At 62.5% G+C, this 12,074-nt stretch carries 13 protein-coding genes and 1 pseudogene; 7 read left to right on the top strand and 7 right to left on the bottom strand.

The genetic code is table 11. The features are described 5' to 3' along the window. Positions 1–9: 9 nt before the first annotated feature. Both urtE and ACF8K2_RS04220 read left to right on the top strand, forming a co-directional pair. The gene (urtE, locus tag ACF8K2_RS04225; protein ID WP_186555562.1) at positions 10–708 is read left to right on the top strand and encodes an urea ABC transporter ATP-binding subunit UrtE; all 699 of its coding nucleotides are present in this window, start codon (positions 10–12) and stop codon (positions 706–708) included. Positions 709–740: 32 nt separating this feature from the next. Next, a complete protein-coding gene (locus ACF8K2_RS04220) occupies positions 741–1,256 on the top strand; it encodes a GNAT family N-acetyltransferase (protein ID WP_392463610.1) in 516 nt (171 codons plus the stop codon). Positions 1,257–1,362: 106 nt separating this feature from the next. Here the strand turns inward: ACF8K2_RS04220 and ACF8K2_RS04215 are convergent, their stop codons facing one another. Then, positions 1,363–1,668 (bottom strand): chaperone modulator CbpM, encoded by a 306-nt coding sequence (locus tag ACF8K2_RS04215; RefSeq protein WP_186555564.1) that lies wholly within the window; start codon positions 1,666–1,668, stop codon positions 1,363–1,365. Between the two features lie 2 nt (positions 1,669–1,670). Continuing rightward, complete coding sequence (gene cbpA, locus ACF8K2_RS04210; protein WP_392463608.1) at positions 1,671–2,636, bottom strand: curved DNA-binding protein; 966 nt, start codon at positions 2,634–2,636, stop codon at positions 1,671–1,673. Between the two features lie 163 nt (positions 2,637–2,799). Here cbpA and ACF8K2_RS04205 point away from each other — a divergent pair, with 163 nt between their 5' ends. After that, positions 2,800–4,071, top strand: a complete 1,272-nt coding sequence (locus ACF8K2_RS04205) for an Hsp70 family protein (RefSeq protein WP_392463606.1) — start codon at positions 2,800–2,802, stop codon at positions 4,069–4,071. 96 nt (positions 4,072–4,167) lie between these two features. On the opposite strand, the gene ACF8K2_RS04200 is transcribed toward ACF8K2_RS04205, so the two are convergent. The 3 genes from ACF8K2_RS04200 to ACF8K2_RS04190 form a co-directional block, all read right to left on the bottom strand. Further along, complete coding sequence (locus ACF8K2_RS04200; RefSeq protein WP_312151322.1) at positions 4,168–5,175, bottom strand: hypothetical protein; 1,008 nt, start codon at positions 5,173–5,175, stop codon at positions 4,168–4,170. A 71-nt stretch (positions 5,176–5,246) separates the two neighbouring features. Continuing rightward, a complete protein-coding gene (locus ACF8K2_RS04195) occupies positions 5,247–5,519 on the bottom strand; it encodes a PsiF family protein (RefSeq protein WP_186555568.1) in 273 nt (90 codons plus the stop codon). 74 nt (positions 5,520–5,593) lie between these two features. After that, a complete protein-coding gene (locus ACF8K2_RS04190; RefSeq protein WP_392463604.1) occupies positions 5,594–6,379 on the bottom strand; it encodes an AraC family transcriptional regulator in 786 nt (261 codons plus the stop codon). A gap of 165 nt (positions 6,380–6,544) precedes the next feature. Here ACF8K2_RS04190 and ACF8K2_RS04185 point away from each other — a divergent pair, with 165 nt between their 5' ends. Beyond that, complete coding sequence (locus tag ACF8K2_RS04185; protein WP_392463602.1) at positions 6,545–7,438, top strand: DMT family transporter; 894 nt, start codon at positions 6,545–6,547, stop codon at positions 7,436–7,438. Here ACF8K2_RS04185 and ACF8K2_RS04180 read toward each other — a convergent pair. Continuing rightward, a complete protein-coding gene (locus ACF8K2_RS04180) occupies positions 7,419–8,309 on the bottom strand; it encodes an alpha/beta fold hydrolase (protein ID WP_392463601.1) in 891 nt (296 codons plus the stop codon). The genes ACF8K2_RS04185 and ACF8K2_RS04180 overlap by 20 nt on opposite strands. A gap of 121 nt (positions 8,310–8,430) precedes the next feature. On the opposite strand from ACF8K2_RS04180, the gene osmE reads away from it, so the two are divergent. Both osmE and ACF8K2_RS04170 read left to right on the top strand, forming a co-directional pair. Beyond that, a complete protein-coding gene (gene osmE / locus ACF8K2_RS04175) occupies positions 8,431–8,772 on the top strand; it encodes an osmotically-inducible lipoprotein OsmE (RefSeq protein ID WP_186555572.1) in 342 nt (113 codons plus the stop codon). A 43-nt stretch (positions 8,773–8,815) separates the two neighbouring features. Beyond that, positions 8,816–9,346 carry a bacterioferritin gene (locus ACF8K2_RS04170; RefSeq protein WP_186555573.1) on the top strand — a complete coding sequence of 177 codons (531 nt, stop codon included), beginning with the start codon at positions 8,816–8,818 and terminating at the stop codon, positions 9,344–9,346. A 103-nt stretch (positions 9,347–9,449) separates the two neighbouring features. Here ACF8K2_RS04170 and ACF8K2_RS04165 read toward each other — a convergent pair whose 3' ends face one another. Next, a complete protein-coding gene (locus tag ACF8K2_RS04165) occupies positions 9,450–11,513 on the bottom strand; it encodes an AsmA family protein (protein WP_392463598.1) in 2,064 nt (687 codons plus the stop codon). Between the two features lie 341 nt (positions 11,514–11,854). Between ACF8K2_RS04165 and ACF8K2_RS04160 the strand changes: the two are divergent. Beyond that, positions 11,855–12,074, top strand: a pseudogene (locus ACF8K2_RS04160) (phage infection protein); the annotation flags it as partial.

Genomic DNA, 12,074 nt, shown 5'->3' with positions numbered 1-12,074 from the left:
GGACTACTCATGCTGAAAATCGACACCCTGCACCAGTACTACGGCGGCAGCCACATCCTGCGCGGCCTGTCGTTCGAGGCCAAGATCGGTGAAGTCACCTGCCTGCTCGGGCGCAATGGGGTGGGCAAGACCACCCTGCTGCGCTGCCTGATGGGCCTGGTCCCGGCACGCGAAGGCAGCGTGCACTGGGAAGACAAAGCCATCACCAATCTCAAGCCACAACAACGGGTCCACGCCGGCATCGCCTACGTGCCCCAGGGGCGCGAGATCTTCCCGCGCCTGAGCGTCGAGGAAAACCTGCTGATGGGCCTGTCGCGCTTTCCGGCGCGCGAAGCCCGCGAGGTGCCGGCGTTCATCTACGAGCTGTTCCCGGTGCTGGAGCAGATGAAGCAACGTCGTGGCGGCGACCTCTCCGGTGGTCAGCAGCAACAGTTGGCCATCGGCCGCGCCCTGGCCAGCCGGCCGCGGCTGCTGATCCTCGACGAACCGACCGAGGGCATCCAGCCCTCGGTGATCAAGGAGATTGGCGCGGTGATCCGCACGCTGGCCGACCGTGGCGACATGGCCATTTTACTGGTCGAGCAGTTCTACGATTTTGCCGCCGAGCTTGCCGACCACTACCTGGTCATGGCCCGTGGCGAGATCATCCAGCAGGGGCGTGGGGAAAACATGCAGGCCGAAGGTGTGCGCGGGCTGGTAACCATTTAATCTGCACCCACTTCCCCTGCGAGACGCTTGTCATGAGTTACGAGATCCGCGATGCCCTGCCAGGCGATGTGCCGGGCATCCTCGACATCTACAACGATGCCGTGCGCAACACCACGGCGATCTGGAACGAAACCCCGGTTGACCTGGCCAACCGCCAAGCCTGGTTTGCGGCGCGGGCGCAGCAGGGCTATCCAATCCTGGTGGCGGTGGATGCCAGTGGCGTGCTGGGTTATGCCTCGTTTGGCGACTGGCGGCCGTTCGAGGGGTTTCGCTACACCGTCGAGCATTCGGTGTACGTGCGCGATGACCAGCGCGGCAAGGGCCTGGGCCCGGTGCTGATGCAGGCACTGCTGGAGCGGGCCCGGGCGTGTGGCAAGCATGTGATGGTGGCCGCGATCGAGAGTGGCAATGCGGCGTCGGTGCGCCTGCATGAGCGGCTGGGGTTCGTGGTCACCGGGCAGATGGCGCAGGTGGGGGTGAAGTTTGGCCGCTGGCTGGATTTGACCTTCATGCAGCTGGTGCTGAACCCCGGCGCACCACCGCAGTAGTCGCGTACGTGGGAGCGGGCTTGCCCCGCGATAGCAGCAGTGCAATTACCCTCGCTATCGCGGGGCAAGCCCGCTCCCACCTGATACCAGTAACTGCTTGCTGTTTCTACAGCTGGGTGAAACGCCCCAGGCGCTGCCGGAGCATGCTGTTCTCACTGCGCAGATGCTGCACTTCCTCGAGCAGCTCCAGCGCCAGCGCTACCCCTTCCCACTCCAGCTCAAGCTGATCATGCAGCTTCACCGCACGCTTGACCGTCACCGGCGCGCGGTCGTCGAACAGCCAGTCTTCAGGCGTTCGCCCTGAAGGTTCAACAATCCCATGTTCGACGATTTCGATCACACAGTCGGCCGAAAGGTTGGCTTCCTGACAGAGGGTACGCATGTCCAGTTGAACGATCAGGGTGCTGCTCATGATCAACTACTCCATTGTGTCCTCGGATTGAACGCGGCTTTCTCGGACAGCTTGCTCCACAATTCGCGGGTCTCGGCATCCGACTGGGTCGGCATGACGACCTTGAGCTGGGCGTACAAGTCACCGCGCTCGCCGTGCTTGGTCGCCAGGCCCCGGCCCTTGATCCGCAGGCGCTGGCCGCTCTGGCTGTCGGGGCGGATAGTCAGGTTGATCTTGCCGCTCAGGGTCGGCACTTCAACCTTGGTACCCAGCGCAGCCTCCCACGGCGCCAGCGGCACGGTGATGATCAGGTCATGACCTTCGACATCGAACAGCGGGTGCGGTGCCATGCGAATGGTCAGGAACAAGTCGCCATTGGCGCCACCGCCGACACCGGGCGCGCCTTGGCCTTTGAGGCGGATACGCTCGCCGTCGGCAACGCCGGCTGGAATCTTGACGTTGAGGGTCTTGGTGGTGAACCCGGTACGCTGGCCGGCGCCATTGGTCTGCGGGACCTGGAAGCTGATCTGCTTGGACTCGTTGTTCAGCGTCTCTTCAAGAAAGACTGCCAGCTCCAGTTCCACGTCCTGCCCTCGCCTGCCCGCGCTACGTTGTTGTTGCTGCTGGCCACGACCGAACGGGCTGCCACTCCGGGCGCCGAAGATCGAGCTGAAGAAATCCGAGAAATCGCCGCCTTCGAAGCCACCGCCAGCACCCGCACCACCCCGGCTCTGCCAGCCAGGGGGTGCCTGGAACGGCCGGCCATGTTGGCCGCCATACTTGCGGATCTCGTCGAATTCGGCACGTTTCTGCGCGTCGCCGAGCACTTCGTAGGCCTCGTTGGCCTCTTTGAACTTGTCCTCGGCGTCGCGCTCCTTGCTGACATCGGGGTGATACTTGCGCGCCAGCTTGCGGTACGCGGCCTTGATCGCCTTGTCGTCCGCGGTAGGCTCTACGCCGAGTATCTTGTAATAGTCTTTGAAGTCCATCTATGGATCACCAATGAGAAATTGCACGTTGCTTCTGAAGATAGGGGTCAAGCATAGCCTTTCAAGGGCAGCTTGGGGTTGCTCGAGAGCAGACGACTGGTCTTGATTCTGCTGGCCACTGGCATAAACTGCGCGGCCGTTTTGCCTCCGGAAGCTATTTTTCATGTCCGACGTATCCCCGGCCCGCGCCCTGGGCATCGACTTTGGTACCTCCAACTCCACGGTCGGCTGGCACCGCCCAGGTGCCGAATCGCTGATCGCCCTGGAAGAAGGCAAGATCACCTTGCCCTCGGTGGTCTTCTTCAATATCGAGGAGCGTCGCCCGGTATACGGCCGCCTGGCCCTGCACGAGTACCTGGAAGGCTACGAAGGGCGCTTGATGCGCTCGCTCAAGAGCCTGCTCGGCTCCAAGCTGATCAAGCATGACACCAGCGTGCTGGGCACTGCGCTGCCGTTCAAGGACCTGCTGGGGATGTTCATCGGCGAGCTGAAAAAGCGTGCCGAGGCCGCTGCCGGCCGCGAGTTCGAGCAGGTGGTACTGGGCCGTCCGGTGTTCTTCGTCGATGAAGACCCGGCTGCCGACCAGGAGGCCGAGGACACCCTGGCCGACGTCGCGCGCAAGATCGGCTTCAAGGACGTGTCGTTCCAGTACGAGCCGATCGCCGCGGCCTTCGACTATGAGTCGGGCATCGACCGCGAAGAGCTGGTGCTGATCGTCGACATCGGCGGGGGTACTTCCGACTTCTCGCTGATCCGCCTGTCGCCGGAACGTCATCTGCTGGATGAGCGCCAGAGCGACATCCTCGCCACTGGCGGTGTGCACATCGGCGGGACCGACTTCGACAAACAGCTCAGCCTGCAGGGCGTGATGCCGTTGTTTGGTTATGGCAGCCGGATGAAGAGCGGCGCCCTGATGCCGACCAGCTACCACCTGAACCTGGCGACCTGGCACACCATCAACTCGGTGTACTCGCAGAAATCGCAGCTGGCGTTGGGCAGCATGCGCTATGACATCGAAGACGCGCTGGGTATCGACCGCCTGTTCAAGGTCATCGAGCAGCGTGCCGGGCACTGGCTGGCCATGGAAGTGGAAGCCAGCAAGATCGAACTGACCGAGCAGCCGAGCCGGCGCATCGACATGCGTCGGATCGAGCCAGAGCTGAGTGTGGAGCTGACGCGGGCGGTGTTCGAGGAGGCCATCGACGGTTTGCTGGAGCGGGTACGCGGCAGTGTCAGCGAGTTGCTGAACAAGGCCGGGGTCACTGAGAGCCAGGTGGATACGGTGTTCTTTACCGGTGGTTCGAGCGGGATCCCGGCGCTGCGCAACAGCGTGGCGGCGATGCTGCCCAATGCCCGGCATGTCGAAGGCAATATCTTTGGCAGCATTGGTAGTGGTCTGGCGATCGAGGCGCGCAAGCGCTACGGCATCGTCTGATCGCAGCTAAGTGGGGCTTGCCCCGCGATGGCGAGGGCGAGCCCCTTACCGCTATCGCGGGGCAAGCCCGCTCCCACGATGCAGCAACATCTCGCGTCAGACCAACTCAGCCCGGCGCAACTCACTCTTCAAATAGGCGTAGTAGATCGGCCCCGCCACCACCCCCGGCAAACCAAACGCTGCCTCGAACACCAGCATGGCCAAGAGCAACTCCCACGATTTGGCACTGATCTGCCCACCTACGATCCGCGCGTTGAGGAAGTACTCGACCTTGTGGATCACGATCAGGTAACCCAACGCCGCCACCGCCACCCAGATCGACAGCGACAGGCCAACGATGGTGATCAGGGTGTTGGACATCAAGTTGCCGATCACCGGCAGCAACCCCAGCAGGAAGGTCAACACGATCAGGGTCTTGGTCAGCGGCAGGTGCACGCCGAACATCGGCAACACCACCGCCAGGAAGATCCCGGTGAAGAAGGTGTTGAGCAGGGAAATCTTGATCTGGGCGAAAACGATATTGCGAAACGCCTTGACCAACAGGCTCAGACGCTCGAACAGCGCGGCGGCCAGAGGTTTGCGCCGGGAAATGTCCGGGATGCGCTGCAAGGCGACGATGGCGCCGAGAATCATGCCGATCAGCAAGGTGACGAACATGTGCGCCATGCCCTTGCCTACCAGCTGCAGCTCACCCAGATGGCTCTTGAGCCAGTCACCAATCGCCACTTTGAACTCGGCCGCACTGGCCGGCAGATAGCCTTCGATGAACGGCGGCAGCTGGCCACGGGCGCGCTCGACCAGACCCATGAACTTGTCCAACGACGCGCCAGGGTTCTCCGCTTCGTGCAGCAGGAAGCTGAAAGCGCCGGCAATCAACAGGGTCAGGGTAGTGACGACCAGAGTGCCGAGCAGCGCCACGGCCAGCCAGCGCGCACGCTGCCCGGCGATCAATGGCTGCAACCTGGGGGTGAGCATGTTGACCAGTTCGAAGACCAGCAGGCCGGCCAGCAGGCTCGGCAGCAACTTCAGCGGCAGCGCCAGCAGCAGGCCGGCAAACACGATGATCCAGCTGGCCAGGGTGACTTGGCGAGGGGTGAAAGTCATACAGCCTCAGGGGCAGACAGCGGAAAAGATCCGCAGTCTGCCAGCCTTCGCCCGGCAAACATAGGCGCAGGTCATTTCTTCTTCAGGCAGTCGCTCATGTAGGCCTTGCGCTCATCGCCCTTGAGCGCCTTTTCGGTCGCGGTGGCGTTGCAGCTCTTCATCTTTTCCTGCTGGGTGGCTTTCAGGCATTTGCTCATGAACGCCTTGCGCTCATCGCCCTTGAGGGTTTGCTCGGTAGCCTCGGCATTGCAGGTCTTCATTTTTTCCTGCTGGGCAGTGGCGGCGAATCCCTGTGCACTGATCAACACACCCAACACCAGCAACGGCACTTGCAGCATCTTCATGGAGTGGTCTCCTTGTCTCCGCGCCCGATGCACGGACATGCGCCTGAGTGTAGCCAACAATGCCCACCCCCTGCTCAGGCCGCGCGCGCCTGCCGGCGGTATTGCTGCGGCGTGCAGTGCGCCTGGCGCTGGAACATGGCGATGAACGCTGATGCGCTGCTGTAGCCAAGATCGAAGGCGATCGACTGGATCGGCGTGCCGGCCTCCAGCGCCTCGATCGCGCGCAAGAAGCGCAAGCGCAGCCGCCATTCACCAAAGCTCATGCCCAGCTCGCGCAGAAACTGCCGGGCCAGGGTGCGCTCGCTGACATGGATACGGGCGGCCCAGTCGGCCAAGGGGCGGTTGTCGCCTGGCTCGGCGCTGAGGGCGTCGAGAATCTGGCTCAAGCCTTCGCTGCGGGCGAACGGCAGGTAGCAGGCCTGGGTCGGCGACAGGTGCAGCTGATCGAGCAGGACTTGGGTCAGGCGCAGGTCGCACTGATCCTGGGCGACCTTGAGGTCGCGACGGGCAAAATCGCTGAGGATCGCCTTGAGGATGTCGCTGATCACCAGGCTACAGGGCTGCTGCGGCAAGTCGTGGCACAGGTCGCGGTGCAAATAGACCGAGCGATAGACGATGGCCTGGGGGTTGTAGCAACCATGCTCGCAGCCGGGAGGCACCCACACCGCCAGATGCGGCGGTGAGATGAAGCGCTGGCCGTCGACATCCAGGTGCATCACGCCGTGGGCGGCGTAGTTGAGCTGGCCCCAGGTGTGGCGATGGGGCGCGCTGATGGTGTCGGCGCCGAATTCGTCGTAGCGAAAGTAGACCGGGGCGGGGAGCTGGTCGAACTGAGGGATGTCGAGGTATTTGCCGGTCATTGTCTGGATCTAGGGGCGGGTTGTCTGGATGCGAGTATAGGTCTGCATACAGACAGAAGGATAATGACGGTCATCGTGGGAGCGGGCTTGCCCCGCGATAGCGGCAGTGAACTCACCACCGCAGCCTGCTCCCACGCTCGTCGTTATCCAAAGAGCCCCAGTTACATGAACTACGCATTCCCCCTCATGGCCATCCTCATCTGGGCCGGCAACACAGTAGTCACCAAACTCTCGGCCGGCGCCATCTTCCCGGCCGAGATCGGTTTCTACCGCTGGCTGCTGGCTGGCCTGTTGTTCACCCCGTTCCTGCTGCCCAAGGTCTGGCGCAATTGGCCGGCAATCCGCCCGCACCTGGGCAAGATCTTCATCCTCGGCATCCTCGGCATGGCCCTGTACCAGAGCCTGGCCTACTTCGCCGCAGAGATCACCAGCGCCACCAACATGGGCATCATTCTCTCGCTGATGCCGTTGATGTCCCTGGCCCTGTCGATCGCCTGGCTCGGCCAGCGGCTGACCTTCGGCGCACTGCTCGGGGCGCTGGTGTCCTTCGTTGGGGTCCTGGAAGTGGTGTCGGCCGGCCACCCGCTGGGGTTGCTCGATCAGGGCTTGAATCGCGGCGACCTGCTGATGCTGGTGGCGACCTTCGCCTACGCCCTGTACAGCTTCTTGCTGAAGAAGTGGCAATTGCGTTTGCCGCCGTTGCAGTTGCTGTACCTGCAAGTGCTGGTGGCGATCATCGTACTGCTGCCGCTGTTCCTGCTGTCGGCGAAAACCGGGCTCAACCCACACAACCTCAGCCTGGTGCTGTACGCCTGCGTACTGGCCTCGATGATTGCCCCGCTACTGTGGATGCAGGCCGTGCATCGCCTGGGGCCGAGCCGCACGACCTTGTTCTTCAACCTGCTGCCGGTGGTGACGGCGCTGATCGCCGCCTGGGTGCTGGACGAGCAACTGGCCGCCTATCACCTGTATGGCGGCCTGCTGACCCTGGCCGGGGTACTGCTCGCCGAGCGTTGGACCACCCCTGTACGCGGCGCCGCTACAGCCCGGCAGCCTTGAGCCGAGCGGCGTGTTCGGTGAACAGTCGCACCGGCTCAGCACCCTTGCCGACCGCGCCCAGTGACTGGTTGACGATGTCCAGGTGATCCAGCGGATAGTCATCGCCGATCACCTGGCCCAGGTGCGAGCTGTTGCGCCCGACCATGCCGTCACATTGGCCTTTCTCGCGCTCGAAGGTGCGGGCGAACAAGCGGCAGAAGCGGTTACTGCCATCGAAGCGATTACGTCCTTGATCAGTGCGCCCTGGTTGCAGGGTGCCGGACCAGGAGTAGTAGCGCACGCCATTGACTTCATATGCGCCCTCCCCACCCCACACCTCTGGCAGGCCCTGTGGATAAGCCTGGTTGAAGCGGGCCACGTCATGGTGGGTCAGCGATTGATGCGAGGCGTGCACATCGATTGGCAGTGGATCGCGGCGCCAACCGGTCTCCAGCCACACCAGCAACACCGCTAGGCCATGTAGCACGGCCTTGAGAATGCGCCCATGGGGTGAGTCGCCAGGCGCCTTATGGTCGAGATAGTCGGCCAGCTCCGAGCCATGATTGGGGCCTGCCACCGAGGTTACCGAAGCCACCCGGTCTGGCCGCTTGGCCGCCGCATAGCGGGCGCTGAGCGCACCCTGACTATGACCGATCAAGTTGACCCGCTCAGCCCCGGTGCGCTGGCAGATGTCCTCGATGATCGCCAGCAACTGCTCCCCGCGCACTTCGCTCGAATGCAGCGGCGACACCTGCACCGGGAACACCTGCGCGCCACCTTTGCGCAACGCGGCGACGATGCCAAACCAATAGGGATAGAGCAGCAGCCGCACAAAGCCGAGCATTCCCGGCACCAGCACCAACGGGTAACGCGTGGCCAGATCCTGGTTCATCGCCCATCCCTCTCCATGGTCAGTCGGCCAACACTAGCGCCATGTCGATGAACATCGCAATCGAACTCCTGGCGCGTCGTGCGGTTCCAAACCAAACAGACCCTGAGCAAGGAGCGGGACCATGTACAAGCAGACCCTGGCAATCCTTCTGGCCAGCGCCACCCTGGCCGCCTGCGGCAGCCGCCCAGAGAACCCGGTCGACTACGTCACCTACCGCGATGAACCGCTGGTCAAGCAGGTCGAACACGGCATGACCATGCAGAAGGTGATTGCCATCGGCGGCAGCCCATCGAATGTCATCGATCTGCCCCATGGCGGCACCTGCAACGACTACATCCTCAACCGCGACGGCCACCAACAGCCCTACTACGTGCGTTTCGATGCCACTGGCCATGTCGATGCGAAGGGCTTCAAGACCTGCAAGCAACGAGAAGAGGACAAGGAAGCCGTGCCCGGCGCCTAAGCCCTCCTGACACCCTGACCACCCTGAATCTTCGGAGATAACCATGAGCAACGTTGAACTGACCGATGTGAAAACCCTGCGCGAGCGTGCCCGCCAGCATGTCGAGCAAGGGGCGGTGACCGAGGGCTACAGCGCTGATCGCGAGAAGATCCTGCGTGTGCTCAACGAGTCACTGGCAACCGAGCTGGTGTGTGTCCTGCGCTACAAGCGCCATTACTTCATGGCCAGTGGCATCAAGGCCAGCGTTGCTGCCGCGGAGTTTCTCGAGCACGCCAACCAAGAATCGGAGCATGCCGACAAGCTGGCTGAGCGGATCGTCCAGCTGGGCGGCGAGCCGGACTTCAATCCGGATAACCTGAGCAAGAACTCCCATGCACAGTACGTGGCGGGTAACTCGCTGAAGGAAATGGTACTGGAAGACCTGGTGGCTGAACGCATTGCGATCGATAGCTATCGCGAGATCATTCAGTTCATTGGTGAGAGTGACCCGACTACTCGGCGGATCTTCGAGGACATCCTGGCGCAGGAAGAAGAGCACGCTGATGACATGGCGGATCTGCTCCAAGGCCTTTGATTCAAACCCTTACGTGGGAGCGGGCTTGCCCCGCGATAGCGTCGGTGAGTTCACCATCGCTATCGCGGAGCAAGCCCGCTTCCACGTATGAGTAAGATTCGCTTCACTTCTTGGCTTTGACCGCCGCCGGCGCCTTCCCAGCCCGCATCTGCTCCAGTAGCGGCGTACACTGATTGGGCACATCGCCACTCGGCGCAATCAGCGCCAGCAACCCCGCCGCAGGCCCTACAGCAAGCCCCAACGCCACCATCCCTGCTCCACGCAATGCCAGCGGCACCGCCTGCACGCCAGCATTGGGTTTGGCAAACGGCCCGCGCACGTACAAGGGCGAGCGCAGCGAGAACAAGCGCACCCCTTTCGACTCCGGGGTGATCTTCAGATCCAGCTGCTCGCTGGCAAAGTTAGCCGTGCCATTGACGTAGATGATCGCGTTCTCGGTATCGAAGACGAACAGCCGGGTGGTCGCCAGGCCATCCTTGATACCGACATCCGCCGCGGCGCAGTTAATCTTCACATCCTTGTCGCCAAACAACTTGTCGACCACATAGTTACCCACGTTCAGCCCGGCGATCTCCATCAGGCTGCGGCTGATCGCGCCGTCGTTGATCAGCAGGCGCAGATCGCCGTTGGAAGTACCCAGCAGGGCCGCCACCGAATTGCCCCGGCCACTCAAGTCGGCATCGCCATTGAGCTCACCAAAGCTGGTCTGCATCGGCGCAAAGCTGGGGAACAATTGCTTGAGCTTGAAGCCCCGGGCAGTGAGCTTGGCTCGGCCCTGCAAGGGCACGCTGCGCCCGTCCAGGCGGATGTTAGAAGCCAGGTTGCCACCTGCCACGCCAAAGCGCAGCGGCTCCAGGCGCAGCACGCCGTCTTCCAGCAGGACATGGGCCGAGAGGTCGTTGAAGGGCAATTGCTCGCTGTGCACGATGCGCTTGCCGCTGAAGCTGACGTCAGCGTCCATGGCGCGCCAGCGTTCGGTGCGAAACTCTTCTACCGGCAGCACCTTGCCGGTGGGCTGCTTGCTGGCTCCGCCACGGGCCTTCTGCTCGGCGTTGGAGTCAGCGCCGATCAGCGGCGCCAGGTCCTTGAACAACAGTTGGTTGGAGACCAGCTTGCCAGTCAACTTCGGCCGCGGTTGGCTGGCGACGAAGGCCAGGTCACCATGGATGTCACTGTCGCCGATCTTGCCGTTGAAGCCTTCGTAGCTGAACCGCGCGCCTTCAGGCGCATGCAGGTTGGCAAGCAAGTGGCCGTCGGTGGAATAGGCCGGGGTATCCGGCAGGGTCACGCCGGTCAGCGGGTAGAGATTGCCCAGGCTGCTGCCCGCCAGGCGCAGGCGCAGGTCGAGCGCGCCCAGGTTGCGCGGGTCGGTGAGGGTACCGGCGAGCACTACATGGGTGTCGGCAATGCGCACATCCGCTTGCAGCGGGAACGGCTGGCGGGCGTCCTGCAGGGCCAGCAGGCCACCGATCTTGCCGGTACCGGACACCGGCTGGCCCTTGTAGCGGCCTTGCGCCTTGAGGCCGAAGGCATAGTCCTGGGCGCCACCGGTTTTCTCGGCGCTGGCCTTGCCGACGATCTCGCTGAACGGGATTGGCTTGCCCAGTGGATCGATCTGCACCTTCATGCTGGTTTTCAGGGTCTGGTCATCGAAGCTGACGTTGCCCTGGTCGAAACCGATGGCGCCGATGTCCAGTACCCATTTCGACGGCTCGGCGTTTTCATCTTTCGGGCCGAAATCGAAGGTCCAATTAGCACGGCCATCGGCCAGCCGATTGAGGCTGGCTGTGGGCTTGGTCAGGTCGATGCGCGGAATGACGATCTGCTGGAACATCAGCGGTAACGGCGAGAGGCGGAATTCGACCTTCTCCAAGCCGACCATGGTGGGCTCCTTGAGCCAGTCGGGGTTGCCAAGGGTCAGGTCTTCGGCGATGAAGTGCGGCCAGGGCACCCAGGCTCGCCAACCGCCCTCTTCAGGCTCGGTGCGCCACTGCACAGCGAGGTTGCCGTTGATCGCGAAGGGCCGGTGCAGGGCCTCGGAAACCTTCTCGTTGAGCAGCGGCTTGGCGCGATTCCAATCGAACGTGGCGATGACCACCACCAGTATCGCCAGCACGGTGATCAGGCTGGTGAAGATCCAGGTGAAGATTCTGGCAGGGCGCGTCATTGCGTAATTCTCCTGACTGCATGGCACAAGGCGGGCACGACGATGGCACTTAGTATGTCGGACTGATGAAAAGCTGCGGGGTTTAATCGAACAACCCATGATAACCAAGAATTTCCTGACACCCCTCTCAGCTTTTGGTCTGTTCCCGGCTCGGCTGTTACCCATCGGGCCAACCATCAAATCGCCACCTCAGCCTCAGAAACACGCGAGATAGAAGGGTCGCAACTGAGTATCAATACCGTCGATTGTTACCATTAGCCTTATGAACTTTTCTCTGGAGTTACCGGGAGTAGCATTGGCTTCGTACCCACTTTCCAGCCCCCCAGAGGAGCACCGAAATCATGAAACGCCATCTGCTGCTGAGCCTGACCCTTTCCATCGCCGCCGCCAACGCCTTCGCCCTGCCCGCTCAGGATCAACACCTGACCGCCGAATCGCGTTCGAGCTCGGCTACAGTTGCGCAACCGCTGAACACCTTGGCCGAAGGTGGCGCTGAACGCTTGCAGGAACGTGCAGCGCGCGTTGCCGAAGGTGGTTCGGATCGCCTGATCGAACGCACTG

This window comes from Pseudomonas sp. xss_2 (genome assembly GCF_043104195.1).
Lineage (GTDB): Bacteria > Pseudomonadota > Gammaproteobacteria > Pseudomonadales > Pseudomonadaceae > Aquipseudomonas > Aquipseudomonas urmiensis.
This window is presented reverse-complemented; position numbering and strand designations above follow the sequence as displayed.

Coding starts and splice junctions, on each gene's coding strand:
- ACF8K2_RS04190 (WP_392463604.1), bottom strand. CDS start 6,379: ATGACCGGCAAATACCTCGACATCCCTCAGTTCGACCAGCTCCCCGCC.
- ACF8K2_RS04180 (WP_392463601.1), bottom strand. CDS start 8,309: ATGAACCAGGATCTGGCCACGCGTTACCCGTTGGTGCTGGTGCCGGGA.
- ACF8K2_RS04195 (WP_186555568.1), bottom strand. CDS start 5,519: ATGAAGATGCTGCAAGTGCCGTTGCTGGTGTTGGGTGTGTTGATCAGT.
- ACF8K2_RS04185 (WP_392463602.1), top strand. CDS start 6,545: ATGAACTACGCATTCCCCCTCATGGCCATCCTCATCTGGGCCGGCAAC.
- ACF8K2_RS04215 (WP_186555564.1), bottom strand. CDS start 1,668: ATGAGCAGCACCCTGATCGTTCAACTGGACATGCGTACCCTCTGTCAG.
- cbpA (WP_392463608.1), bottom strand. CDS start 2,636: ATGGACTTCAAAGACTATTACAAGATACTCGGCGTAGAGCCTACCGCG.
- ACF8K2_RS04165 (WP_392463598.1), bottom strand. CDS start 11,513: ATGACGCGCCCTGCCAGAATCTTCACCTGGATCTTCACCAGCCTGATC.
- urtE (WP_186555562.1), top strand. CDS start 10: ATGCTGAAAATCGACACCCTGCACCAGTACTACGGCGGCAGCCACATC.
- ACF8K2_RS04205 (WP_392463606.1), top strand. CDS start 2,800: ATGTCCGACGTATCCCCGGCCCGCGCCCTGGGCATCGACTTTGGTACC.
- osmE (WP_186555572.1), top strand. CDS start 8,431: ATGTACAAGCAGACCCTGGCAATCCTTCTGGCCAGCGCCACCCTGGCC.
- ACF8K2_RS04200 (WP_312151322.1), bottom strand. CDS start 5,175: ATGACTTTCACCCCTCGCCAAGTCACCCTGGCCAGCTGGATCATCGTG.
- ACF8K2_RS04170 (WP_186555573.1), top strand. CDS start 8,816: ATGAGCAACGTTGAACTGACCGATGTGAAAACCCTGCGCGAGCGTGCC.
- ACF8K2_RS04220 (WP_392463610.1), top strand. CDS start 741: ATGAGTTACGAGATCCGCGATGCCCTGCCAGGCGATGTGCCGGGCATC.